The organism is Vibrio sp. 947 (assembly GCF_033339115.1).
Taxonomy (GTDB): Bacteria; Pseudomonadota; Gammaproteobacteria; order Enterobacterales; family Vibrionaceae; genus Vibrio; species Vibrio alginolyticus.
Genome location: NZ_JAWOTX010000012.1, coordinates 13,158 through 39,880, shown reverse-complemented (window position 1 = coordinate 39,880; position 26,723 = coordinate 13,158). Strand labels below are relative to the sequence as shown.

General features: G+C 44.9%; 21 protein-coding genes and 1 pseudogene. 15 read left to right on the top strand and 7 right to left on the bottom strand.

The genetic code is table 11. The features are described from left to right. Window positions 1-358 precede the first annotated feature (358 nt). From R7Q39_RS15950 to R7Q39_RS15925, 6 genes are all read left to right on the top strand, one after another. Window positions 359-3,343, top strand: coding sequence for a M6 family metalloprotease domain-containing protein (locus tag R7Q39_RS15950; protein WP_205390766.1), 2,985 nt, complete (start codon window positions 359-361; stop codon window positions 3,341-3,343). 172 nt (window positions 3,344-3,515) lie between these two features. After that, entirely contained in the window at window positions 3,516-4,328 is an 813-nt protein-coding gene (locus R7Q39_RS15945; RefSeq protein ID WP_170897194.1) for a sugar transporter, read from the top strand. Between the two features lie 176 nt (window positions 4,329-4,504). Beyond that, complete coding sequence (locus R7Q39_RS15940) at window positions 4,505-5,974, top strand: protein adenylyltransferase SelO (RefSeq protein ID WP_170897193.1); 1,470 nt, start codon at window positions 4,505-4,507, stop codon at window positions 5,972-5,974. A gap of 212 nt (window positions 5,975-6,186) precedes the next feature. Continuing rightward, window positions 6,187-7,185, top strand: coding sequence for a TRAP transporter substrate-binding protein (locus R7Q39_RS15935; protein WP_017634784.1), 999 nt, complete (start codon window positions 6,187-6,189; stop codon window positions 7,183-7,185). 70 nt (window positions 7,186-7,255) lie between these two features. Further along, window positions 7,256-7,930, top strand: coding sequence for a TRAP transporter small permease (locus R7Q39_RS15930; protein ID WP_005384308.1), 675 nt, complete (start codon window positions 7,256-7,258; stop codon window positions 7,928-7,930). 3 nt (window positions 7,931-7,933) lie between these two features. Further along, window positions 7,934-9,295, top strand: a complete 1,362-nt coding sequence (locus R7Q39_RS15925) for a TRAP transporter large permease (protein ID WP_005382255.1) — start codon at window positions 7,934-7,936, stop codon at window positions 9,293-9,295. A gap of 33 nt (window positions 9,296-9,328) precedes the next feature. Here R7Q39_RS15925 and R7Q39_RS15920 read toward each other — a convergent pair whose 3' ends face one another. The 3 genes from R7Q39_RS15920 to R7Q39_RS15910 form a co-directional block, all read right to left on the bottom strand. Then, window positions 9,329-9,511 carry a hypothetical protein gene (locus tag R7Q39_RS15920; protein ID WP_021034161.1) on the bottom strand — a complete coding sequence of 61 codons (183 nt, stop codon included), beginning with the start codon at window positions 9,509-9,511 and terminating at the stop codon, window positions 9,329-9,331. Between the two features lie 78 nt (window positions 9,512-9,589). Then, on the bottom strand, window positions 9,590-10,927 hold the full coding sequence (locus R7Q39_RS15915; protein ID WP_318076441.1) for a sigma-54 dependent transcriptional regulator: 1,338 nt from the start codon (window positions 10,925-10,927) through the stop codon (window positions 9,590-9,592). 4 nt (window positions 10,928-10,931) lie between these two features. Then, on the bottom strand, window positions 10,932-12,737 hold the full coding sequence (locus R7Q39_RS15910; protein ID WP_137281803.1) for a sensor histidine kinase: 1,806 nt from the start codon (window positions 12,735-12,737) through the stop codon (window positions 10,932-10,934). Between the two features lie 39 nt (window positions 12,738-12,776). Between R7Q39_RS15910 and R7Q39_RS15905 the strand changes: the two are divergent. From R7Q39_RS15905 to R7Q39_RS15870, 8 genes and pseudogenes are all read left to right on the top strand, one after another. Continuing rightward, window positions 12,777-12,989: pseudogene (locus tag R7Q39_RS15905) on the top strand (hypothetical protein). Window positions 12,990-13,263: 274 nt separating this feature from the next. Then, a complete protein-coding gene (gene tig, locus R7Q39_RS15900) occupies window positions 13,264-14,571 on the top strand; it encodes a trigger factor (protein ID WP_005382251.1) in 1,308 nt (435 codons plus the stop codon). A gap of 105 nt (window positions 14,572-14,676) precedes the next feature. Further along, window positions 14,677-15,303, top strand: a complete 627-nt coding sequence (gene clpP / locus R7Q39_RS15895) for an ATP-dependent Clp endopeptidase proteolytic subunit ClpP (RefSeq protein WP_005382347.1) — start codon at window positions 14,677-14,679, stop codon at window positions 15,301-15,303. A gap of 70 nt (window positions 15,304-15,373) precedes the next feature. Further along, complete coding sequence (gene clpX, locus R7Q39_RS15890) at window positions 15,374-16,654, top strand: ATP-dependent protease ATP-binding subunit ClpX (RefSeq protein WP_005382345.1); 1,281 nt, start codon at window positions 15,374-15,376, stop codon at window positions 16,652-16,654. 130 nt (window positions 16,655-16,784) lie between these two features. Continuing rightward, window positions 16,785-19,136: an endopeptidase La gene (lon, locus tag R7Q39_RS15885; RefSeq protein ID WP_318076440.1), complete on the top strand. Its 2,352-nt coding sequence runs from the start codon at window positions 16,785-16,787 to the stop codon at window positions 19,134-19,136. A gap of 191 nt (window positions 19,137-19,327) precedes the next feature. Further along, a complete protein-coding gene (locus tag R7Q39_RS15880; protein WP_005382341.1) occupies window positions 19,328-19,600 on the top strand; it encodes an HU family DNA-binding protein in 273 nt (90 codons plus the stop codon). Window positions 19,601-19,801: 201 nt separating this feature from the next. Beyond that, window positions 19,802-21,661 carry a peptidylprolyl isomerase gene (gene ppiD / locus R7Q39_RS15875; RefSeq protein WP_318076439.1) on the top strand — a complete coding sequence of 620 codons (1,860 nt, stop codon included), beginning with the start codon at window positions 19,802-19,804 and terminating at the stop codon, window positions 21,659-21,661. A gap of 255 nt (window positions 21,662-21,916) precedes the next feature. Then, on the top strand, window positions 21,917-22,201 hold the full coding sequence (locus R7Q39_RS15870) for a ComEA family DNA-binding protein (protein ID WP_031777211.1): 285 nt from the start codon (window positions 21,917-21,919) through the stop codon (window positions 22,199-22,201). Window positions 22,202-22,299: 98 nt separating this feature from the next. On the opposite strand, the gene rrtA is transcribed toward R7Q39_RS15870, so the two are convergent. Then, window positions 22,300-22,851, bottom strand: coding sequence for a rhombosortase (gene rrtA / locus R7Q39_RS15865; RefSeq protein ID WP_005382331.1), 552 nt, complete (start codon window positions 22,849-22,851; stop codon window positions 22,300-22,302). A 3-nt stretch (window positions 22,852-22,854) separates the two neighbouring features. Here rrtA and R7Q39_RS15860 point away from each other — a divergent pair, with 3 nt between their 5' ends. Further along, the gene (locus R7Q39_RS15860) at window positions 22,855-23,469 is read left to right on the top strand and encodes a tRNA-uridine aminocarboxypropyltransferase (RefSeq protein ID WP_318076438.1); all 615 of its coding nucleotides are present in this window, start codon (window positions 22,855-22,857) and stop codon (window positions 23,467-23,469) included. Window positions 23,470-23,475: 6 nt separating this feature from the next. Here R7Q39_RS15860 and R7Q39_RS15855 read toward each other — a convergent pair whose 3' ends face one another. The 3 genes from R7Q39_RS15855 to R7Q39_RS15845 form a co-directional block, all read right to left on the bottom strand. Then, window positions 23,476-24,798 (bottom strand): anti-phage deoxyguanosine triphosphatase, encoded by a 1,323-nt coding sequence (locus R7Q39_RS15855; protein WP_318076437.1) that lies wholly within the window; start codon window positions 24,796-24,798, stop codon window positions 23,476-23,478. A 15-nt stretch (window positions 24,799-24,813) separates the two neighbouring features. Continuing rightward, complete coding sequence (gene yfbR, locus R7Q39_RS15850) at window positions 24,814-25,398, bottom strand: 5'-deoxynucleotidase (RefSeq protein ID WP_017634778.1); 585 nt, start codon at window positions 25,396-25,398, stop codon at window positions 24,814-24,816. A gap of 90 nt (window positions 25,399-25,488) precedes the next feature. After that, window positions 25,489-26,703 (bottom strand): pyridoxal phosphate-dependent aminotransferase, encoded by a 1,215-nt coding sequence (locus tag R7Q39_RS15845; RefSeq protein WP_005384283.1) that lies wholly within the window; start codon window positions 26,701-26,703, stop codon window positions 25,489-25,491. Between the last annotated feature and the right edge of the window lie 20 nt (window positions 26,704-26,723).

Genomic DNA, 26,723 nt, shown 5'->3' with positions numbered 1-26,723 from the left:
TAGCGTTAAACAATGGCCGCCCGACCATTACGAGCATTGATTAATAGCAGTGCTCGTACATTTATAGAATATGTGGAATGTTGCCCAGTTTTACCTACAAATTCGTAGAAGTTCATTTCTTCTTCCTTTCGTTTCGATACTATTCATTCACTCAATTTATATTCTCAGAAGCTACGCTCATAACAGCGTTTTGGAATCCGACGCTTTTGTAGTGTGACACCAAACTACGTCGTGTTATCTGAGCGAATTGATACCAGCCTTCGTCAATAGTCACTCAGTCTTACTCTATGCCCATAGGGTTACTTTGTGCTTGTTGTGCTTGGTATTAATTAACGAATCGAAAAGATGGAGTCGTACTTTGAAATTCAACACACTCGCCATGGCTATGCTAACTGCGCTTCTTGCAGGGAAGAGCATGGCAACTACTCCGCCATCACCGGTTTGGCATACTATTGCGTTGAGCGATGGTAGCTCCAGTGAGGCAATTCTACGTGGAACGGCAGATTTCCACTGGTTTGAAGATAAGCAGGGCAATGCCTTACTTCAGGAAGACGGCGTTTGGTTTTTCGCGCAGATTCAGCGCGAGTCAGACACGCCAATATTGATCTCGACAGGTGTGGTGAAAACGCAGTCGAGTGAGCCACCTGAGTCGGCGAGGTTTCGCCCGGATTTACAAGTTAAACCGCAATTATCTTCTCTAAAAACCATTGAACCGATGGCACGAAAAAACCTACTGCGTTCGGCGCAAGGTTACCAGGCGATGAGCAGTTCAACGGTGAAGCAGCAGCCCCTATTGGTTGTGCAAGTTTCGTTTGATGACCAAGCAATGGTGCATGATTTTGAGCAACGCGTATTTAATACCAATGGTCAAAGCGTTGTGGATTACTTTGATAAAAACTCTCAAGGTAAATTCAAAGTTGTTCCTGCACTTGAGAGTTACGGCACCGCCAATGACGGTGTGATAGATGTGACTGTGGCACAAAGCCACCCTAACTGTCACTCTAGTTCGACTGATAAAACATGCACCGCCAAGTTGAATGCGGTTTTCACCGAGGCTTATCAAAAACTGGATCCATACTTTAATCTTTCGGCCTACGACAGCAATCAAAATGGTACCGTAGAACCGTCAGAACTCTCTGTCATGTTTATTTTTGCGGGGGGCGATCGTTCAACAGGGGTTCTCAACCGTCCTGCTATTTGGCCGCACAAATTCTCTCACGATGATGTCACACTAGATGGTAAAAAGATCACAGACTATTGTGTGTTCGCTGACTATCAAGTTGATCATCAAGCGACCTTGGGCGTGATCGTACACGAGCTTGGCCACTTAATGCTTGGCTTACCGGATTTGTACGCAAGGAACAGTGATGCCTCGATCGGCTCTTGGGGCGTGATGGGTGGCGGTTCATGGGCGCAGAAACCGGGAGATTCATACGCTGGTGACACTCCGGTGAACATGAGTGCATGGAGCAAACACGCTGCTGGTTTTGTTGTACCAACGGTAACTCATGAAAGTCCAGCGCCTATTTCTGTGAACAACGACGATGTCAAGCTGGTGTATCTCGACCCGTACTTGAAAGAGTTTGGCCCACGTGTTTACTTGGAAAATCGCACCTTTAGCGGTTACGACCGAGCATTGGCGGCTGAAGGTATCCTGGCGACGTCGGTCAATGTCCAGAACCGCTTTAATGATGTTGGCGCGATGCAGGTTCAAATCATGCAGGCTGATGGTCTGAATGAGTTAGAAAATGATGGTAGGAGTGACGCTGACGATTTGTACCCTAATGGTGGCGATGTCATTTCAGATACATCGACCCCGGGTCTGAGAGCGATCACAGGGTTTGATACTGGGGTTCGTATTTCCAACATTGCCAGCAACACCAACGGCGGTAGCTTTTCTCTTGAGCATACAAACGAACCAAATAAATCAGCATGGCTGAACTCTCTTCATCAAGGTTATGTGTACGCGAGTGGGAGTAACACTCTGGCGGTGTCACTGGACTTGAATAGTGATACAGAGCTTGATGGCCTTCAACTTTACGCGCAAAGAGATAGCGCTCAAAGTGACATGACTTATCGAGTTTGGCGATTCCCATTTTCTGGAAACATTGGCTATCGATTAATATTGAATCAAAACAACGCTGAGCTTTTACAGCAAGGTAACTTCCAAAAGTCATCTCGAATTTTATTCCCTCAATCAAGCCAATTGAGTGCGGGTCAGCATTTATTGGTCGTTGAATTGGAAGGCGGTCAATTTGATGCAAACTTTGACTTCGGCCGCTTGCTAAAAACTGAAAAAGCCTCCCTACCTGTAATGTGGACTGGTGATTACAGTGAGATTGGCACGTTTGGTCTAGAAAAAGCCGGGTTCTCTTATATTCCGTTTGCAGCATTATTAAATGTGGATGCGAGCAACTTGGTTGAAGCGAAATCTGATTCGTTACAAACCAATAAAAATACGCCAATCAAACTGAACCTGATGGACAATGATTTCATGGCGGTAGGGTATCAGTTCAATGTGGACATTGTGCAGAAGCCTGAGCACGGCACCATCTCTGGCAACCAGTACCAACCTGAAGCTAACTTCGTTGGTCTGGACACTTTCCAATATCGTTTGTTGTCGGTTGATGGTGCGTACTCATCTTCAATCGTGAATGTGCAGGTGGAAGTGCTTGGCAGCAACGAAGCGCCAGTGGCCGTGATTGATGTTGATAATAAAGACATGACGGTTGGGCAGCGAGTCACGTTGTCTGCGTTAAATAGTACGGATGCTGATGGTGACGTGTTGAGTTATAAATGGGAGCAGTTGGCTGGCACTTCAGTTTCTCTTGGCAATGCAACCAGTGTTAGCACAAGCTTTACGGTGCCTCAAGGTGCAAAAGCGGGTGAGGTTCTGACATTCCGTTTAACCGTGACTGATCCTAGTAATGAAACGTCCAGTGCTACCGTCGATTTAACCATGAAAAACGCAGCGCCACTTACGCTTGCAGATACGGCGACCGTTGCCGTTGGTGAAAGTATTCTGATTGATGCAGCGAGCAATGATTCGGATGTGAACGGCGATAAACTGGTTGTAGAAAGCGTACAGAACGTAACGGGTGTGGGAAGTGCGAGTGTAGAGAATGGCAAAATCCGTTTTCAAGCACCGGATAGCCCTACTGACGGCATCAAGCTGCAATATACGGTTTCAGACGGTCATGGTGCCACTGCTACGGGGGAAGTTATCGTGACGGTTGTTGCTTCTTTGAAGACAACGACATTCAAGAACTCTGAAGGTAGCGGCAGTGTTTCTTATTGGGCTTTGATGTTACTTGCAACATTAGGCTGGCGACGTCGCGTCTAAAACGGTATTGAATTGCGGTATAAGCCACTCACATTGAGTGGCTTATTTTTTATCTGATCTATTTTGGTTTCGTTCTCATTGTCTTATGAGATGTGTTTCTCATTATTTTTAAAGCGATTTTTCTACTCTGCGGTTACCCTAGGGGCCGATTTTTATGAACTAAGGATGTTATATGTCTACCGAGGGCTTTTCTGTTTCGGAAATATGCCGAGAAGCGGCAGTGATGGTCAGAAGGAATCTACTCGCAATTGTTATTGCTTGTATTCCGTTGATTATCGTGCACTCAATTTTTGCTTTTATGTATCCTGAAATGACGGGGCAAGATCAAGCGAACGTTCAAGAAGGCAATGTCGCAGGATTTTATTTCGTCACAATTATTTTGTACCCACTTGTTGCCGCTATGGCGGCTGTGCGTGTGCATCGAATTTATTTAGCCAGCGATTACATGCACTCTGCGTTGGATGTATTTCGTTTGTCAGCTCGAGAATTCCGTTTCATAGGCTGGTGGATACTGTTTGGACTGATGATGATGCTCGTTATTGGTATGCCGATCTTTGTGTTGTCGTTTATCTACATTGCAGAAAGTGGTGAAGCCGACTTTGTTGCTATGGCTATTATCACAACGATTGCAAGCATTCCTGGCTATTGGGTAATGGCGCGATGGTCATTTGTGTTGCCAGCGACTGCAATGGATCATCAGCCGCGCAGTTTGCGTCGTTCGTGGAACCAGAGCAGAGCATACAACAAACAAGTATTCATTTTGATGGGACTAATTCCATTGGGTGCGGGCTTGCTCAGTCAGCTGATCTTTAGCCACTTTACGAATCTCTTTATGTTGAGCTTCGTCGGTGTGGCCTATGGTATTTTTGGCGCGTACCAGCTGGCATTGTTATCGTTGAGCTATAAAACGGTAGTGGATATCGAACGCGCTCGTTTTGATACGCCATCACAGCCACCAAAAACGGGTGAAGAATTTTCCGCTTAACCCTTTGATCGTTTTTACATGCTACCTCCGTTTAGGAGACGGTCTGCGGCAGGTTGATACCTTCCTGCCGCCTTCGCGTTATTCACGCAAAATACCCATGCCCATTTCATGGCTGAATGACAGGGACATTCACACGTATACTCACAACAGTACTTCTTTTTATTAAGGAACCCTACATGTCCATTTGGCAACGGGTCAATTTCACCCATCGCTTTAGTCAATTACCGTCAGCGTTCTATACGTTGGTCGAGCCACAACCCTTGGACAACACTCGCTGGGTCGCTTGGAATGGTGAGTTTGCACAGCAGTTTGGTTTACCAGAAGAGCAAAACGATGAGTTATTGGCGGTTTTTTCTGGGCTAAGTGAATTCGAACAATTTCGTCCTCTTGCGATGAAATATGCAGGCCATCAGTTTGGCGTTTACAACCCAGATTTGGGCGATGGACGTGGATTACTGTTGGCAGAAATTGAGCATCAGAATGGTACTTGGTTTGATCTTCACCTCAAAGGTGCAGGGCTAACGCCTTACTCGCGAATGGGAGATGGGCGAGCGGTATTACGCTCAACTATCCGTGAGTACCTGTGCAGTGAAGCCATGGCGGGCCTTGGGGTTCCCACGACACGTGCTCTCGGTATGATGGTCAGTGATACACCTGTTTATCGAGAAAAAACGGAATCGGGCGCTTTGTTACTTCGAATGGCTGAAACCCATGTTCGATTCGGTCACTTTGAGCATTTCTTTTACACCAACCAGTTAGCAGAGCAGAAGCTGTTGGCGGATAAGGTGATTGAGTGGCACTTTGCTGATTGTGCATCGGCGGAGAAACCATATGCCGCGATGTTTGACGCCATCGTGACTAAAACAGCCGAGATGATCGCATATTGGCAAGCTTTTGGTTTTGCGCATGGTGTGATGAATACCGATAACATGTCAATTCTTGGGCAAACTTTTGACTATGGTCCGTTTGGCTTTCTTGATGATTATGAGCCGGGATACATTTGTAATCATTCAGACTACCAGGGTCGTTACGCATTTGATCAACAGCCTAGAATTGCGCTTTGGAACCTGTCAGCACTGGCGCATGCGCTATCGCCACTCGTTGAACGAGAAGATTTAGAATCGTCGTTGAGTCAATTTGAAGTTCATTTAAGCCAGCAGTTCAGCGGCCTCATGCGTGAGAAGTTGGGCTTAAAAACCAAGATAGCGGAAGACGGGCGTTTGTTTGAAGCTATGTTTGAGCTTCTTCACCAGAACAAAACGGACTACACTCGCTTCTTCAGAACACTTTCAAACCTTGATAATGCGCCTTCCCAAGCCGTAATCGATTTATTTCTCGACCAAGAAGCTGCGCGAGCTTGGCTTGATCTGTACTTAGCTCGGTGTGAGCTAGAGGTTGATGAACTAGGGGGCCTGATTTCAACCGAACAGCGTTGCAAACAGATGCGTCAAGCCAATCCCAAATACATCTTGCGTAACTACTTGGCTCAGTTGGCGATTGATAAAGCGGAAGAAGGGGACCTTAGCGAATTACACCGATTGGCCGAACTGTTAAAACGCCCATTTGATGAGCAACCCGAGTTTGATGATTACGCGAAATTGCCGCCGGAATGGGGGAAGAAAATGGAGATAAGCTGTTCTTCATAAATGGGTCATTTTCCACCCATTTTTATCTTTTTCTTGGGTGGAATTCACTCGTTACACTTCGGATTCATGTTAATGGGCCATGTTAATTTATTGAAATACATATAAATTTTAACATGGTCCATTAATTGCTCTTTGTTGAACATCCGTACCCATCGCCTAACACCTAGTTACTCATGGACGGGATGGGATGTGATTCAACAAGGAGAATAATAATGTTTAAGCCTCTAACTCTACTATCTGTCTCTGCACTTGCTGTTACCAGTTTTAATGCTGCCGCAAATTGTGACCCGGGTGAAACGGTCATCAAGTTTAGCCATGTAACGAACGCGGACAAACACCCTAAAGGCATCGCGGCTTCGTTACTTGAAAAGCGCGTCAACGAAGAGATGAACGGTAAAGTCTGTATGCAGGTGTTTCCTAACTCAACACTTTATGATGATGACAAAGTGTTGGAAGCGCTACTGAATGGTGATGTTCAACTCGCTGCTCCTTCTCTTTCTAAGTTTGAGAAATTCACCAAGAAGTACCGCCTTTTCGATCTTCCTTTCTTGTTCGATGATGTCGACGCGGTTGACCGTTTCCAAAACTCGGAAGCGGGTGAAAAGCTGAAAAATTCAATGAAACGTCGTGGCCTACAAGGCATTGCGTTTTGGCATAACGGCATGAAGCAAATGTCAGCCAACAAGCCGCTCATTTCTCCAACTGATGCTGAAGGACTTAAGTTCCGTGTTCAAGCGTCTGATGTACTCGTTGCTCAGTTTGAGCAGCTAGGTGCTAACCCACAAAAAATGTCGTTCAAAGAAGTTTACGGCGGCTTGCAAACTAAGGTTATTGATGGTCAAGAAAATACTTGGTCAAACATTTACGGCAAAAAATTCTTCGAAGTTCAAGATGGCATTACGGAAACGAACCACGGAATTCTGGATTACTTAGTTGTGACGTCAAACGACTTCTGGAAAAACCTACCAGATGATCAGCGCGAGCAGTTAAATACCATTATTCAAGAGGTAACTGCGCAGCGTAATGCTGAGTCAACCAAAGTAAACCTTGCGAATAAGAACAATATCATCGAGGCAGGTGGTGTGGTTCGTACTCTAACGCCAGAACAGCGCCAAGAATGGGTCACTGCACTTCAACCAGTATGGAAGAAGTTCGAAAAAGACATTGGTTCTGACCTAATCGAAGCCGCTTTGGCGTCTAACCAAAAATAATAACACCTAGCACATTTAGCCCTCTCAAACTGAGGGGGCTCTTTCCCCCTACAGACGACGTGATGTAATTATGGAACAGACTTTTTTTGCCAAGGCTGGACGAATCACCGATGCCATTGAAGAGACTTTGATTGCTTTCTTCTTGGGTGCCATGACCTTGCTGACCTTTGCCAATGTCATCTTTCGTTATGTCTTTAACGACAATATTCTTTGGGCGCTTGAGCTCACCGTTTTCATGTTCGCATGGATGGTGTTGGTTGGCGCATCTTATGGTGTGAAAAAACACTTTCATATTGGTGTCGATGTCATTATTAACATCGTTCCGGAAGGTAAACGAAAAGCCCTGGCGCTTTTTGCAGCAATGTGTTGCTTAGCCTTCTCTATTTTGCTGTTAATTGGCGCTTGGAACTACTGGTATCCGTTCGCTACTGACCGAGCGTGGTATGAAACGGACGATATTCCGATGCCTGAAATACTCCAGTTCATGGCCGACTGGCTAAATGAGGGAGAGCGTTATGAAAAGCTGCCACGTTTTATTCCTTACTTCGCTTTGCCACTTGGAATGGCGCTACTAACGTTTAGATTTGTTCAAGTCACGTGGCAAATCGCTACTGGTAAGCTCGATCGCTTGATTGCAGGACATGAAGCGGAGGAAGAGCTCGAATCTCTTAAAGCTGAGATGAGTGACGCTGAAGACGTAATGGCTCCAAAGGCCTCGCAAGACGCTAAAAACAAGGAGCAATAAGCCATGGATATCTTATTTCTATTTTTGATGGTAATTGGCTTTATGCTGGTTGGCGTGCCAATTGCTATTTCGCTGGGCCTTTCCAGTGTTCTTTTCCTTTTAATGCATTCGGATGCCTCTTTAGCGTCAGTTGCTCAAACGCTGTTTAATGCATTCGCGGGCCACTACACGCTATTGGCTATTCCATTCTTTATATTGGCTTCAAGCTTTATGTCGACGGGTGGCGTAGCAAAGCGGATCATTCGTTTCGCCATTGCCATTGTAGGCTGGTTCCGCGGCGGTTTGGCGATGGCTTCGGTTGTCGCGTGTATGATGTTTGCCGCGTTGTCAGGTTCCTCACCTGCAACGGTTGTTGCCATAGGTAGTATTGTTATCGCAGGTATGATCAAAAACGGTTACTCAAAAGAGTTTGCCTCTGGGGTAATTTGTAACGCAGGTACGCTAGGGATTTTGATCCCACCTTCGATTGTGATGGTGGTGTATGCAGCCGCAACGGATGTGTCAGTTGGACGTATGTTCCTTGGTGGTGTGATTCCCGGTTTGCTGGCGGGTGTCATGTTGATGATCGCGATTTACATTGCCGCGAGAATCAAGAACCTTCCAAAACAACCTTTTGTTGGTTGGAAAGAAACCTTCGATGCCGCCAAGGATGCAAGCTGGGGCTTGTTGTTGGTCGTCATCATTCTTGGTGGTATCTATGGCGGTATCTTTACGCCGACAGAAGCCGCTGCGGTTGCTGCTGTGTACTCATTCTTTATTGCTAACTTTGTATACAAAGACATGGGGCCATTTGCAGACAAGAAAAACACTAAACCTGCGCTCGTTAAAATCTTCCAAACCTTTGTTCATAAAGACACCAAACACACCCTGTATGAAGCGGGTAAACTCACCATCATGCTTCTGTTCATCATTGCTAATGCCTTAATTTTGAAGCATGTTTTAACGGAAGAACGCATCCCGCAAATGATCACCGAGTCGATGCTCTCGGCTGGTCTCGGACCAATCACTTTTTTGATTGTGGTGAACGTCTTGTTGTTGATTGGTGGTCAGTTCATGGAGCCATCAGGCTTGTTGATCATTGTTGCGCCGCTCGTGTTCCCAATTGCGATTGCATTAGGCATAGACCCAATTCATTTGGGCATAATGATGGTGGTGAATATGGAGATAGGAATGATAACGCCGCCCGTGGGTCTTAACTTATTTGTGACCGCTGGTGTTGCCAAAATGTCGATGATGAATGTAGTGAAGGCAGCATTACCCTGGGTTGGAGTGATGTTCTTATTCCTAATTATCGTCACATATGTACCATGGGTTTCGACTTGGTTGCCTACTACCTTGATGGGGCCGGAGATCATTACCAAGTAATGGAAGCCAGAAAGTAGAAAGAGGTGTGAGAATTCACACCTCTTCGTCTATTGACTTGTAACAAGTTTTGCGCGGGTCTGAATTAATTCGACGTTCATAGTGTCGCCACCTCTTTTTATTTTTGCGACGCTCTTCACCGAATCTTCTCTCTTCTTGATAGCAACCGTCTACGAGCACGGTATCTGTAACAATCGGTATTCTCACTTTTTCGTTCATATCTATAACAACCATGATAAACCCGTTGTTAAAAATTATGATTCAAGTTGAATATAATGCCAGCTATTTGAACGTGTTTTATTTGTAAAGGTCTTTATTTATTTGGTAGCGCTGCATCTTGTCGTAAAGAGTTTTTCTTGGCACATTCAATTGGCACATTGTCTGTTTAATACTACCGCTGTTTTCTAATAAAGCGCCTTCAATGGCTGCTCTCTCAAACTCCGCCACTTGCTCTGCAAGGCTTGAGGAAGACTTAGCAACTGGGTTCGATTCTCCCAACTGAATTAACTTACCCAATAGCACAAAACGCTCTGCAGCATTTCTGAGTTCTCGAACATTGCCAGGCCAGTCATGGCTCATCAGTTGCGCTAGATCTTGGGGTGACAAGCTAGGTGAGCTTTTGCCATAACGTGAAGCTGCTACCAACAGAAAGTGGTGAAAGAGGGCGGGAATGTCTTCTTTTCGTTCGCGTAGTGGCGGGAGATCCAGGGTCACGACATTGAGCCGATAATAGAGGTCCTGACGGAAAGTACCTTCTTCAGCTGCGTGTTTTAAATCGACCTTTGTTGCGGCAATCACTCGAATATCTAAAGGCAATAATTCATTTGAACCGACACGCTCAATCACGCGCTCTTGTAATACCCTCAATAAACGAATTTGGGCTTGGATAGGCATCGACTCGATCTCATCCAAGAAAAGTGTGCCGCCTTGTGCAAACTCAAATTTACCGATACGACGGCTTTCGGCGCCAGTGAATGCGCCTTTTTCATGGCCGTAGAGTTCACTCTCAATTAAGTTCTCTGGAACCGCTCCACAATTTACGGCGACAAAGTTTTGGTTCCGGCGAGAGCTTTGCTCATGTAAAGAACGAGCGATTAACTCTTTCCCTGTACCGGTTTCACCAAACAATAAAATATCGGCGTCGGTATCGGCGATTTGGGTGATGGTCTCTCGTAATATTTGGATGCTAGAGGTTTCACCAATAACTCGTGGACCAAGGGTTTTACTGGCTTTAAGTGACAGGCGCAGTTTTTCATTTTCATTGGTTAGTTTGCGCTTCTCAATCGCCCGCTTAACCGTTTCAACCAAATGTTCTGGCGCAAAAGGTTTCTCAATAAAGTCGTAAGCGCCTTGATGAAGGGCTTGCACAGCCATGGAAATATCACCGTGTCCAGTGATCATGATGACGGGTAAGTTTGCATCGCGTTGAGTCAAAGTTGTCAGCATATCCATACCAGAAATGCCCGGCAAACAGATATCAGTGACCACGACGCCAGCTTCTTCTCCTTGCTGCATCGCTATTAAAGCCGATTCTGCATCCACAAAAAACTTGGCGTCGATATCCGCCAGTTCAAAGGTCTGTTCTATAGCGATTCTGAGATCGGCCTCATCATCAATAAAAAACACCTGACACATGATCTTATCCTTTTGATGGTTCAGTGTTGTAAGAAGTGATAGGTAAACACAATGAGAATCGAGCGCCGCCTTGTTCTCGATTATGGGCACATAATTTTCCATTCATACTGGCTAAGATTTGTTGCGAGATAGAGAGACCCAAACCTAAACCGTTCAGTTTAGTGGTTAGAAACGGTTCACATAAATCAGAAAGTGAGAAAGAGCCAAGCCCTGGGCCATTATCATCAACATGAATCCAAACCAAATCAGTGTGCTCATCGTGTTCTACAGATAATTCTACCTGTTTGTCTTGTTGCTCTTTGAGTGCTTCTATCGCATTAGTCAGTAAATTGACCAACACTTGCTCCAGTTGAATAATATTGATCTGCACTTCAACATCATGCTCTGGCAAATTTGTTTCTAACGTGACGCGCCCTGATTTAAATGCGGGCTTCATCAGTTCTTTTACAGAGGCAATAACAGGGAACAGTCGAGATTGAGCCAACTCGTCACCACTGGTTTTTTTGGCGAAAGAGCGAAGTTGCTGACTGATATTTGCCATACGGTCAGTGAGAGCAGAAATGCGAGTGAGATTATCTTCCACTCGCTCATATTTTTCTTTTTTTAGAAACAGCTTGCCGTTCTCCGCAAAGCTACGAATTGCCGCAAGTGGATTATTCAGTTCATGGCTGATACTGGCCGACATTTGTCCTAACACCGCGAGTTTCGCTGCTTGCACCAATTCGTCTTGAGTAACGCGTAAAGTTTGCTCGGTATCGATACGCTGTGCGATCTCCGCTTGCAACTCGGCAGTCCGTGCCATGACTTGATATTCCAACTTTTGATTGGCTTCTTGTTGAATTCGTTCAATTTGCAAGTGACGCTGTTGACGGTGATAAATAAGCTGACCAATTAAAAACAAAACCATGAATGCTAGAGTGAGTACAAAGATGTAACCCATGGTGAACCAAACGATCGACTGTTTAGGAGACAGCACACGAATTGTCAGTTTGAGTTCGGGAAGGGGCAGCGAAGAGACCACCAAGGTTCCTTTATTGTATGGGTAACCCTGTTTAAGCTCAGAATGCACCTCGTCCAAACTACCCACTAATCCAAGCGTTTCAATTGGCGCATCAAGATATTGTTGGCTTGCCCAAACTTGCTTTTTCTCTTTTTTTGTCAGTGGTTGTAAGCTTTTGAGTAGCCATTCACTTCGGCTACTCATGAAAACAATTCCGTATGGGTCGCTGGCGACAAAAACACTGTTAGGTTGCTGCCAGTTGTCCTCTATCTTACTTAGGTCCATCTTCACCACGACGACACCAAGTACACCGCCAGCGTATACGATGGGATAAGAATAGTAGTAGCCACGTTTACCAGATGTTGAGCCCAGTGCGTAGTATTGGCTTCTTTTGCCTACAATGGCTTGTTTGAAATAAGGGCGAAATGCAAAATTTCGCCCGATAAAGGAGCGCTCTTTACGCCAGTTGCTGGCTGCGATCGTTGTACCCCATTGATCGATTAAGTACGTATCCGCTGCTTCAATCACGCCATTAACGGATTCTAAATACCGATTAGTGATTTCCAGTTGCGCACTGTTGTTGGGGTGCAGAAGCGCTTGATAAAGAGGATCATCTTTAGCGAGAAGATTTGGGATATGGGCGTACTTATCGAGTTTATTTTTTATATGGCCAGAAAACTGCTCCAGCTGTGATTGGTGTTTATCAAGTAGAGATTGATAACTGGTCTGCCAAACCCAATGGCCACCGATAATTGCGCACAGGAAATAGAAAGCAAAAAATGTCAGCAGAATCCGTTTTTTTTGCGACATCCTTACACTCCTTACAACTTCCTTTGGTCACGTAAGAAAATGTTAATAGTTTGTAGGAAGGATTAGGGATTTAGTTTTCAACTCTGTGGAGTAAAACAAGAGCAAGATCTCTTTTTAGGCTTTTCGATAAAAAAACCGGTCGATTCTCTTGAAAAAGTCGCTATTGTCCCCATTCTAGATATGCTGGCGATGCTTAGACGGTGTCTGAATCGCATTTTTGAAGAAAAAATGGGTCAGCATTCGAGAATTTAGCGCAGACAATGTCCACATAGTGGCTATTGGCTCGACAGGGTTGCGACAGATCGCTAGAATGTCGCGTCTAAAAATTCTGTCCTGAGGCTAATAGGAGATACCTTTGGTTATTTTATCGAAGATATCACTGATTAGTCCGGTACTGACAACCAGTATCGATACTCGATTTTAAATTAGGTGTTCGGACAGAACACTACACAAGGATGAAGCGTAAGCTCCTCTGAGTTTCGCTCATACGCTCGGAAAACCGAGCCACTTTAGAGGTTTATATATAATGCAAGTTACTGTTGAAACGCTAGAGGGCCTAGAGCGCCGTCTAAACATTACTGTTCCAGCTGCAAACATCGAAGACGCTGTAACAGCTGAACTACGCAACATCGCTAAAAACCGTCGTTTCGATGGTTTCCGTAAGGGTAAAGTGCCTCTAAAAATGGTTGCTAAGATGTACGGCAAAGCAGTACGTCAAGACGTTCTTGGTGAAGTAATGCAACGCCACTTCATCGAAGCTATCGTTAAAGAGAAAATCAACCCAGCTGGCGCTCCAACTTTCGCTCCTGTAGAGAACAAAGAAGGTTCAGACCTAGTTTTCACTGCAACTTTTGAAGTTTACCCAGAAGTTGAGCTTAAAGGCCTAGAGAGCATCACTGTTGAAAAACCACTAACAGAAGTTAAAGATGCAGACGTAGAAGAGATGATCGATACTCTACGTAAGCAACAAGCAACTTGGGTTGAAGTTGAAGAAGCAGCAGAAGATGGCAAACGCGTAAGCATTGACTTCGTTGGCTCTATCGACGGTGAAGAGTTCGAAGGTGGTAAAGCTGAGAACTTCCCTCTAGAAATGGGTGCTGGTCGCATGATCCCTGGTTTCGAAGACGGTATCGCAGGTAAAACTGCTGGTATGGAATTCGACATCGACGTGACTTTCCCAGAAGATTACCACGCTGAAAACCTAAAAGGTAAAGCAGCTAAGTTCGCAATCAAAGTGAACAAAGTTGAAGCTCGTGAACTACCAGAACTAAACGACGAGTTCGTTGCTAAGTTCGGTGTTGTTGAAGGTGGTGTTGAAGCACTTAAAGCTGAAGTTCGTAAGAACATGGAACGCGAACTTAAGCAAGCTGTTAAGAACCGCATCAAAGAGCAAGCGATTGACGGTCTAGTTGAGCAAAACGACATCAACGTACCATCAGCGCTTATCGAGCAAGAAATCCAAGTTCTACGTCAACAAGCTGCACAACGCTTCGGTGGTAACCCAGAAGCTGCTGCTCAGCTTCCACGTGAACTGTTCGAAGAACAAGCTAAACGTCGCGTAGTTGTTGGTCTTCTACTAGGTGAAGTAATCAAATCTGAAGAGCTAAAAGCGGACGACGAGAAAGTTAAAGCGCTAATCGAAGAAATGGCTACTGCATACGAAGATCCATCAGAAGTTATTGCTTACTACGAGCAAAACGAAGAAATGATGAACAACATGCGCAACGTAGCTCTAGAAGAGCAAGCAATCGACGCGATCATCGCTAAAGCACAGGTTTCTGAGAAAGAAGTAGGCTTCAACGAGCTACTTAACCAACAACAACCTGCTGCTTAATAAGCAATATCTTGCGTAGAAGGTTGACTTAACGTTAACTATTCTGCTAACAATGGTCCGTATGATAGTCATCATCCGGGCCATTTATTTTAGGGACATAAGAATATGAGCTACCAAGAAAAAAATGCAATGTCGCCAATTATGGACGCGCTAGTACCAATGGTGGTTGAACAAACTTCCCGAGGCGAACGTTCTTACGACATCTACTCACGTCTGCTGAAAGAGCGCGTGATTTTTTTAACGGGTCAAGTGGAAGACCACATGGCAAACCTTGTCGTGGCTCAGCTACTTTTCCTAGAATCTGAAAATCCAGATAAAGATATTTTCCTATACATCAACTCACCAGGCGGCAGCGTAACAGCAGGTATGTCTATTTACGACACCATGCAGTTCATTAAGCCAAATGTGAGCACAGTATGTATGGGTCAAGCATGTTCAATGGGTGCCTTCCTGCTTGCAGGTGGTGCGCCAGGTAAGCGTTACGTACTGCCTAACTCTCGTGTAATGATCCACCAACCATTGGGTGGTTTCCAGGGTCAAGCTTCTGATATCCAAATCCATGCTCAGGAAATCCTGACGATTAAACAGAAGCTAAACAAGTTGTTAGCAGAACATACAGGCCAACCTCTTGAAGTCATTGAGCGCGATACTGATCGTGATAACTTCATGTCATCAGAGCAGGCTGTGGAATACGGTATCGTGGATGCAGTGTTAAGCCACCGTGGCGAGTAATTTGCCAGCGCATTTTGGCAAAAATTGATATACACTCATTCATGAAGAGTAAAGGCTAAGAGGTTAGCGAATGACAGATAAAAGCAAAGAAAGTGGCAGCGGTAAATTGCTGTACTGTTCTTTCTGCGGCAAAAGTCAGCACGAAGTTCGCAAGCTAATCGCAGGTCCGTCAGTGTACATTTGCGACGAGTGTGTCGACTTATGTAACGATATTATTCGCGAAGAAATCAAGGATGTTCTCCCTAAGAAAGAATCTGAAGCGTTACCAACGCCAAAACAGATCCGTGAACACCTTGATGACTATGTGATCGGGCAAGATTACGCGAAAAAAGTGCTCGCAGTTGCGGTATATAACCACTACAAGCGTTTACGCAATGGTGATACAACGAGCGAAGGTGTGGAGCTTGGTAAGAGTAACATCCTTCTAATTGGTCCTACAGGTAGCGGTAAAACACTACTTGCGGAGACATTAGCTCGATTCTTGGATGTGCCATTTACAATGGCAGACGCGACGACACTAACCGAAGCCGGTTACGTAGGTGAAGACGTTGAAAACATCATCCAAAAGCTTCTGCAAAAATGTGATTACGATGTAGCTAAAGCGGAACGCGGCATCGTTTACATTGATGAAATTGATAAGATTTCACGCAAAGCTGAAAACCCATCTATTACGCGTGACGTATCTGGTGAAGGTGTTCAGCAGGCGCTACTAAAACTTATCGAAGGTACGGTTGCATCGGTTCCACCTCAAGGTGGTCGTAAGCATCCTCAGCAAGAATTCCTACAAGTGGACACATCTAAGATCCTGTTCATTTGTGGTGGTGCTTTTGCTGGCTTAGACAAGGTGATTGAGCAGCGTGTTGCAACAGGTACAGGTATTGGCTTTGGTGCTGAAGTTCGTTCGAAGAATGAATCGAAGACGGTAGGTGAGCTATTTACTCAAGTTGAACCTGAAGACTTAGTGAAGTACGGCCTCATTCCAGAATTCATTGGTCGTCTACCTGTAACAACAACACTGACTGAGCTTGATGAAGAAGCGTTGATTCAGATCCTATGTGAACCGAAGAACGCACTGACCAAGCAATATGCAGCATTGTTTGAGCTAGAAAACGCCGAACTTGAATTCCGTGAAGATGCGCTGCGCGCTATCGCGAAAAAAGCAATGGAGCGTAAAACAGGTGCTCGTGGCTTACGCTCGATTCTTGAAGGCGTGCTACTTGAAACCATGTACGAATTACCATCTGCAACAGACGTTAGTAAAGTCGTGATTGATGAGTCCGTCATTAATGGCGAGTCAGAGCCACTGCTTATTTACAGTAACGCAGACAATCAGGCAGCTGGAGCAGAGTAAATTCAGCCATAATGAAAAAGGAGGTAAGTAATTACCTCCTTTTTTTATTTCTCTTATTGAATCCAAACAATTAGCCCCCATATACTGCCTTAAGTAATACGTTAAACGTGAAAGCGGAAGAGAGAATTATATGAACTTGGAACGTTCCGAGCGTATCGAGATCCCGGTACTACCTCTACGTGACGTAGTGGTCTACCCACACATGGTTATTCCATTGTTTGTTGGTCGTGAGAAATCGATTAGCTGTCTAGAAACGGCGATGGAAACCAACAAACAAGTTCTTCTTGTGGCACAAAAGCAAGCGGATACTGACGAGCCTACGGTTGACGACCTATTTGACGTAGGTACGGTAGCCACCATTCTCCAGCTCTTGAAGCTTCCGGATGGCACAGTAAAAGTATTGGTCGAAGGCCAGCAGCGAGCAAAAATCAATCACTTTAAAGAGAGTGACTTCTTCCTAGCGGAAGCTGAATTTGTTGTTACGCCAGAATTGGATGAGCGTGAGCAAGAAGTGATTGTGCGCAGCGCGATTAATCAGTTTGAAGGGTTCATTAAGCTAAACAAGAAGATTCCACCAGAAGTGCTAACGTCACTTAATGGTATCGACGAAGCCGCACGCTTAGCGGATACCATTGCGGCTCATATGCCGTTAAAGTTGGTGGATAAGCAGCAAGTGCTTGAAATTGTTGACGTCACTGAGCGTCTGGAATTCCTGATGGGCCAGATGGAATCAGAGATCGACTTGCTGCAAGTTGAAAAACGAATTCGTGGTCGCGTTAAAAAGCAAATGGAAAAATCTCAGCGTGAGTATTATCTGAATGAGCAAATGAAAGCGATTCAGAAAGAACTTGGTGAGATGGAAGACGCACCAGACGAGTTCGAAACGCTACAGAAGAAGATTGACGAATCAAAAATGCCTCAAGAGGCACGTGAAAAGACAGAGCAAGAGCTGCAAAAGCTTAAGATGATGTCTCCAATGTCTGCTGAAGCAACAGTGGTTCGTAGCTACATCGATTGGATGGTCAGCGTTCCTTGGGCTAAGCGCTCAAAAGTTAAGAAAAACTTAGCGAAAGCAGAAGAGGTTCTTAATGAAGATCACTACGGTCTAGAACGCGTCAAAGAACGTATCCTTGAATACCTGGCGGTTCAAAACCGTATCAACAAGCTAAAAGGTCCTATCCTTTGTCTTGTTGGTCCTCCTGGTGTAGGTAAAACGTCTCTTGGTCGTTCAATTGCTTCAGCTACAGGCCGTAAGTATGTTCGTATGGCGTTGGGTGGTGTGCGTGATGAAGCGGAAATTCGTGGTCACCGTCGTACTTACATCGGCTCATTACCAGGCAAATTGATCCAGAAGATGTCGAAGGTTGGTGTGAAGAACCCGCTGTTCTTATTGGACGAAATCGACAAAATGTCTTCCGATATGCGTGGTGATCCGGCATCGGCTCTGCTAGAAGTACTTGATCCTGAACAGAATAACTCGTTCAACGATCACTACCTAGAAGTGGATTACGATCTCTCTGACGTTATGTTTGTTGCGACATCGAACTCGATGAACATCCCGGGTCCATTGTTAGACCGTATGGAAGTTATTCGTTTATCTGGTTACACCGAAGACGAGAAGCTGAACATTGCAAAACGTCACCTTGTTGATAAACAAGTGAAGCGTAATGGCTTGAAAGCGGATGAGATCGTCATTGAAGATTCTGCGATTATTGGCATCATTCGTTACTTCACGCGTGAAGCGGGTGTCCGTAACTTAGAGCGTGAGATTTCTAAGATCTGCCGTAAAGCGGTGAAGAACATCTTGCTGGATAAGGACATCAAGTCAGTAACGGTAACGATGGACAACCTAAAAGAGTACTTAGGTGTTCAACGTTTCGATTACGGTAAAGCGGATGAAAGTAACCGAATTGGTCAAGTAACTGGCCTAGCTTGGACCGAAGTGGGTGGCGATCTATTAACGATTGAAACTCAATCAATGCCAGGTAAAGGTAAGCTGACACAAACGGGTTCTCTTGGTGATGTGATGCAAGAGTCTATCCAAGCAGCAATGACAGTGGTTCGCTCTCGTGCAGAAAAGCTAGGTATCAATACTGACTTCTACGAGAAGAAAGATATTCACGTACACGTCCCGGAAGGCGCGACACCAAAAGATGGCCCAAGTGCGGGTACAGCAATGTGTACAGCATTGGTTTCTTCTCTAACAGGCAACCCTGTGAAAGCAGAAGTAGCGATGACGGGTGAAATCACACTGCGTGGTGAGGTTCTACCTATCGGCGGCCTAAAAGAGAAGTTACTTGCGGCACACCGTGGTGGCATTAAGACAGTGCTAATTCCAAAAGATAACGAGCGTGATCTGGAAGAGATTCCTGATAATGTTATCGCTGATCTGAAAGTTATCCCTGTACAGTGGATTGATGAAGTACTGAAAGTCGCACTAGAGCGAGACCCGACGGGCGTTGAGTTTGAGTCTCAAAAATAGTGATGTGTAGCAAAAATAAGTAAAAGTTTACGCTGATAAGCCCAAAAAGGCTTGTCAGCGTTTTTTTTGGGCGCTAAGTTAGTTTCGATAGCTGCCAGCCCTTGATGAATAAGGGGTGGAGCATATTTTCTTAACAATGGAACGAAAGTCATCACAAAAATAATCACAGATGACACAAAGGGGAAATTACAGTGAATAAAACTCAGTTAGTAGAACAAATCGCAGAAAATGCAGATATTTCTAAAGCGTCAGCGGGTCGTGCTCTAGATGCATTCATCGAAGCAGTAAGCGGAACTCTTCAATCTGGTGATCAAGTCGCTCTAGTTGGCTTTGGTACATTCAGCGTTCGCACTCGTGCTGCACGTACTGGTCGTAACCCAAAAACTGGTGAAGAAATCCAAATCGCAGAAGCAAAAGTACCAGCTTTCAAAGCTGGTAAAGCACTGAAAGACGCTTGTAACTAATCACGGCGTTATTTCTGTAACCGGCCATTTGCTTAACTTTTGCTCAAACAATAAGTTTCGAACAAAAATTTACAAACTTCGAGCCGAACTTTCTTAAATTATGCGCATCATACTGATGCGCATTTCTTTTTCTGATATTATTGCGCCATTATTTCTATTAGATAGAAGCAGTAGGCTTCAATTGTGGAGAGCAGTTAAATTATGATGGATCGACTACGCGAAGGCGTGAATAGCATCGCGGTCAAAATTATCCTTGGACTTATCATCCTGTCTTTCGTATTTGCAGGTGTAGGTAGCTACATCGTTGGTGGTAGCAACAACTCTGCAGCGAAAGTCGGTAACACTGAGATTCCTCGTGGTGAGTTCGAGATGGCATACCAAAATGAGCGTAACCGTATGCAAGCTCAGTTGGGTGACTACTTCTCTCAAATGCTGGCTGACCCTGCATATGTTGAATCTTTCCGCAAATCCGTTTTAGATCGAATGATCAATGACGTGTTGCTTGACCAACAAGCTGAAGCTTTGGGTCTGCGAATCAGCGACACTCAAGTGCGTAGCATTATTCTAGACATGCCTCAGTTCCAATCTAATGGTCAGTTTGATCAAGAGATCTATCAAGCTTCTTTGCGTCGTGCAGGCTTTTCGCCAGACTCTTTTGCTGAGTACATGCGTCGTGAATTGGTTCGTGAGCAACTGCTGAATGCGCTACAAAACAGTGAATTTATTCTGCCGGGTGAAGTACAAGCAGAAGGCAAGCTGTTCACTCAAACTCGTGATATTCGCACGATTCAGATCGACTTAGCGGAGTTTGCGAAAAATATTGAATTGACCGACGAAGAAATTCAAGAGTACTACAAAGCAAACCCAGACAACTTTACACGTCCAGAGCAGGTTAAAGTCTCTTACATCGAACTGTCAGCTGAAGCGCTAAAGGAACAAGTTAATGTTTCTGATGCTGAGGTGAAAAAGTACTACGACGAGCACTTAAACAAATACTCTTCAGAAGAGCAACGCCGTGTCGCTCACATTCTTGTAGAAGGGGACGATGAAGCAAAAGCGCAAGCTATCCTAGATGAGCTAAACGCGGGTGCAGACTTTGCGACGCTTGCTAAAGATAAATCTGACGATTTTGGCAGCGCTGAAAACGGTGGTGACTTAGGTTGGATCGAGCGTGATGTGATGGACCCTGCTTTTGAAGAAGCGGCATTCGCACTGAAGAATCCTGGCGATACGTCGGGTCTAGTAAAGTCGGACTTTGGCTATCACATTATCAAGCTTGAAGAGCTAAAAGATTCTGTGGCGAAGCCATTTGAAGAAGTCGCTGCTGAAATCAAACAAGAGATGGTTGACCAACAAGCTATCGATCAATTCTACGAGTTGCAAAATGAGCTTGAGCGCGTAGCGTTTGAATACCCAGACTCATTGTATGATGCTTCTCAAGCGGTTAACCAAGAAGTGAAGACAACAGACTTTATTTCTCAGGTTGATGCACCTGAAGTGCTTCGTAGCCCTGCGGTAATGCAAGCTATCCTAAGCCCTGAAGTTAAAGAAGATGGCCTAAACTCTGAAGCTATCGAAGTTGCGCCTGAGCATGTTATCGTTGTTCGTGTTGAAGATGCGCGTGACGAGACAGTTCTTCCACTAGAAGAAGTGAAAGATCAGGTTGTTGCAGAGCTATCTCGTGTTAAAGGTGAGCAAGAAGCGATGGAGCTTGGAACACAAGTCGTTGCGGCATTGAAAGAAGGTAAGACCAACGTGCTTGCTGAAAACAATCTTGCCTTTGGTGAACAAGAGACAGTAGATCGTCGTTCTCCGTTGGCAACAACGGTATTCGCGATGGCAAAACCAGTCGATGGTAAACCAGTATACGGTCAGTCTAAAGATCTTGAAGGTAACATCATTATCATCGAGCTTGTTGCTGTAAACGCAGAGCTAGATAGTGAGTTAGAAGATCAAGTTGCGATGCAAATGCAGCGTGCATCTTCTCAGCAAGATTTATCATCTGTACTAGCCGTACTGCGTGCAAATACTGACATTGAGTACTTTGTTGTGAGCAACTAAGCACAATTAGTGTAATTTGTATGTTGAATAAAACGGACCGCATAAGCGGTCCGTTTTATTTTTGTCTTTATGAACTTCTATCATCAATAGGCATTACTTAAATTAGTGCGCGTTTAAGTGATAGCGGCCGTTGTGAATTCCGGGTCATCTCAGTTTGTTAAATGCATAACCATATTGCTTTCCATTGCAAACTTGATAGTGACTCGCTCTCGATGACTGTTTTTAGCCTACTATTTTGGAGATTGTATGTTCAATATGAAATGGATTTTGACATTGTGCTTATTTGTTTTTGCACCTTTTAGCATGGCTGCGGATTCAGCCACTGACAAATATGAAGGAATTGAAATTACTGTAAATATCAACACGGCCACTGCTGAAGAAATTGCGACCATGTTGAAAGGTATAGGTGAGAAGAAAGCGCAGAGTATAGTGGACTACCGCGAGGAACATGGCCCTTTTAAAACGGCAGCAGATTTGAAGAGCGTAAAAGGCATTGGTGAAGCGACAGTTAAGAAAAACGAAGACCGCATTTTACTGTAGCTTGATGTATTGCAGATATTGAGTCTGAATTCAGAACAATATCTGCTTCCCTATTACTGCTTTCCCGAACCAGCACCTCTTTCGTGGTTCGGGATTTTTTATCCGAATAAACGACGGCGAAGGCCTTTTTCCAGTAAAGCCATTACTAACCCACCGAGTGCGCCAAACATATGAGCATCAATAGCAACGTTTGCACCGATAAGCTCAGCAGTACTGCTTGATGGGCCATAGACCTGCTCCCATGCTACTTTGGCGATTAGCCCTCCGACTAACAACACACTGCTTCTTCTACTTTCAAAGACTTCTCTGAGCGCCCAAAATCCAAACAATCCGTGTAATACGCCGGATAAACCCACGTACACCGACATGTTGGTAAACAAATTCAGCGCACCAACACATGCACATAAGATTGAAAAAACGATAAGGAAGTTACGAGTGCTTGGGCGAAAAATAAAAGTAATGATCCACAATCCGGCGAGGTTCATTCCTAAGTGCGCAAAGTTGGTATGTGTGAGATTTCCTGTTACGATTCGCCACCATTCACCATGGCGTATATTGTAGCTGTGCCACTCGGTTAGGCTTGCCATTGGTTCAAATTGAAGTATCAAACAGATCACGCTGATAATACTCAGCAAGGTATAAAGGTTCACTCTATGTCTCGTTATTGTTCTCGTTGTAGAAAATCGCAAAAAGCGTGTATTTGCCAATGGATTGTACCGCTGGCAAGCGAGGTAGAACTTATCATTCTTCAGCACACGAGTGAAGAACATCGTCCGCTTGGTACGGCACGGATTCTCAATTTGAGTTTAGATAACTGTATTTGTTTGATAGGAGAGGACTTTTCTTGTGATGATGTCTTAAATCACTTATTAGCGGATGAGTCATATCAACATTTTGTTCTTTACCCATCAGAAGGGTCACGATGCATTTCTGAAATCACTCAAGCGAGTCATAGTGTATCTAAGAAAATACGTTTGATTTTGCTCGATGGTACGTGGAAAAAAGCGTACAAAATGTGGCAACTCTCAAGCAACTTACATCCACTCCCAACCGTGCAGTTGCCTAAGCAACTACAAGGGCACTACACCATTCGTAAGGCGCCCTCTGAGAATAGCTTATCGACAGTCGAGGCAGGTTATCATTCGCTTCGCTTGCTTGAACCCGAGCGCGACTTTACACCGCTTATGCATGCCTTTGAAAATATGATCGAATTCCAAATCGCCCAGATGCCTCCGGGCGTTTTTGAAAAGAATTATTTGAAAGGTTGAGTGTTACTAAAGAACGATGGAAGAGAAAAGTTGGCGGTGTAGCTTTTGTGCGTGACCATCGGTCATTGCAGAAATGTAATCGGCGATGACCCTCATCTTATTGCTTTCGCTCTTCGCCTGACACCACAGCTCTTTTGTATGAACGGGTAGTAATCGCTCAGGGTCTGCTGTTAACGCTTCAAAAATATCCATAATAATTTGCTGACCCTTATACTCAACGATCTGGACCTGCGGGACTTGGATCACAAAAGTGCTGACAAAGTGCTTGAGTACATCAAGTGCACGTGCCATCTGTGGCTCTAAACACGCATTCCAAGACAGTAACGGGTTATTAAACGGCTCATCCACCGCTTTGATTGAAATGCTGGTCAGTAGCGCGTTAACCATACCACCGATGGCATCTTTCCGCTCATGGTGCTTACCGCTAAATAGCATCTGTCCGATGGAATCGATATGAGCTTCAAACCACGGGTCGCCACAGTCCGCTAATTGACTTGCTGCGCCTTCTTGCCATTGCTGACGTGTCACCATACCAAGTACGATTGCATCTTCTAAATCATGAACACCGTAGGCGATATCATCTGCTAGCTCCATGATTGAGCAATCGAGTGATTTAAAACGCGTTTTACTGTGCTCAAACTCCGATTCTGGCGTTGAACGCATCAGACTAAGCAATGCCTTGTCGTTGTCAGAAAGCGGTGCAATTACCCAATCAAATAAGTCTTTATCACAATCATAAATGCCTTTAGCTGGGCTCCAATCTTTTGCTTTTAGTTTACGTTGATGCTCGGCTGGTTGAGGCAACTTGACGGAGCGTGTTTGACTAATGAGGGCAGGGTACTTAATCAAACCAAGCAGTGTGCGGCGTGATAAATTCATTCCGAAATGCTCGGTATAAGGCTCTAACTTAGTGACGATACGAAAGGTTTGGGCGTTCCCCTCGAAGCCGCCATGTTCGCGCATTACGTAGTTTAGAGCGACTTCTCCCCCATGACCGTATGGAGGATGCCCGATGTCGTGAGCCAAACATAATGAATCAATTAAGCTGTCTGATGGTAATAGTTCACGGAACTCTGGTTGTTTTTTCTTTAACTGGGCGACGATACCGGTCCCGAGTTGCGACGCTTCTAAGGAGTGCGTTAACCGACTGCGGTGAAAGTCTTCCAAGCTATTGCCGTGTACTTGGGTTTTTGCTTGTAGGCGTCGAAATGCAGCCGAGTGAAGAATGCGCGCTCGGTCTCGTTGGTACGGGCTCCGATGGTCGTCTCGACGGATTTTATGCTCATCATCATGGCGCTCTTGCCATTGCGGGTGTAATTCAAACGACACGATTATCTCCGTAAGCTAACTGATTTCATCTAACGATAATTCGAAACTTGGGGCAAAGGTATTGAGAAAGTAATCCATTTCAGGCGTTCTGCGTTCTTGCAAAGTGACGTCTAAGCGTTTTTTTGCCAGAGCGAACTCATGGTTGCCGGCGCTTAGTTCTTCGAGACATTTTAAATAGGCACAGATGGAATCGGCTTGCTTAACGATTTTTGCGTCCTCTTCATGTGCAGAGTGAGAAAGAAGATAGGGGGCAAAATCATCGTGGAACTCTTCCGGTAACATGGAGAGTAATTTTTGTTCCGCTGCCGATTCTATCTTCTTATATTCTTTGGCAATTTCAGGATTGTAATACTTCACTGGAGTTGGAAGATCACCCGTTAATACTTCGCTGGAGTCATGGTACATGGCAAGAATAGCGATGCGTTCTGGATTAAGGTTGCCGCCGAACTTTTTGTTTTTAATGAGGGCAAGGGCATGAGCGACAAAAGCAACTTGTAAGCTATGCTCTGAAACGTTTTCTGGTGAGACGGACCGCATTAAAGGCCAGCGTTGGATCAGCTTCATTCGAGCCAGGTGGGCGAAAAAATGGCTTTCTTTCATGGCTTTCTCCGTTTCTGGTGTAAAAAAGGAACTCACTAGGAGTTCCTCTAAGCATATGAGAGATCAGCACTAATTACTACCAGTGATTCATTACTGGCTGTAGGTTGATAGGAATCTTTCAAAACGTCCAATGGCGATTTCTAGATCTTCAACGTGCGGTAGTGTCACGATGCGGAAGTGGTCTGGTTTTGGCCAGTTAAAACCGGAACCTTGCACCAGTAAGACCTTCTCTTGTTTTAAGAAATCTAAAACCATCTGCTGATCGTTCTTGATGTTGTACATTTTAGTGTCGATTTTCGGGAAGAGGTACATCGCACCCTTAGGTTTAACACAAGAAACACCAGGAATCTGATTGATCAGTTCATACGCTCGGTTGCGCTGCTCTAATAAGCGTCCGCCTGGTAAAATCAGTTCATTGATACTCTGGTATCCACCTAACGCGGTTTGAATGGCATGTTGCATTGGTACGTTTGCACATAAACGCATCGATGAAAGCAGCTCCAAGCCATTCACGTATCCTTGAGCTAGATGTTTAGGCCCCGTTAGGAACATCCAGCCACCACGGAAACCACAAACACGGTAGGCTTTTGAAAGGCCATTGAATGTCATGACTAGCACGTCTTCAGTGAGTGTAGCGACTGAGGTATGTGTTGCACCGTCGTACAACACTTTGTCGTAGATCTCATCTGCGAAAATGATCAGTTTGTGCTGGCGTGCTATCTCAATCACTTCAAGTAGGAAGTCACGGCTGTATACCGCACCTGTCGGGTTGTTCGGGTTGATCAGAACAATGCCACGTGTCTTTGGTGTGATTTTCTTTTTGATGTCTTCAAGATCTGGGTACCAGTCAGCCTCTTCATCACATAGATAATGAACCGGCTTACCACCAGATAGTGCAACTGAAGCTGTCCATAACGGATAGTCTGGTGCTGGGATCAGCATTTCGTCGCCATTGTTTAATAGCGCTTGCATGGCCATTACGATCAACTCAGACACGCCGTTACCTACATACACATCTTCGACATCTAGCGAGCGTATACCTTTACGCTGATAGTGTTGGACCACAGCTTTACGAGCAGAGTAAATGCCTTTGGAATCACAATAGCCTTGAGAAGTCGGCAGATTACGAATCACGTCGACTAAAATCTCATCAGGGGCGTCAAAACCAAATGGGGCAGGGTTACCAATGTTTAGCTTTAGGATTTTATGCCCTTCTTCCTCCATGCGCTTAGCATGTTTGAGTACAGGACCCCTAATGTCGTAGCAGACATTGTCGAGTTTTGACGACATCCCGATATTTTGCATTGTTTAATTCCTAAAAATTC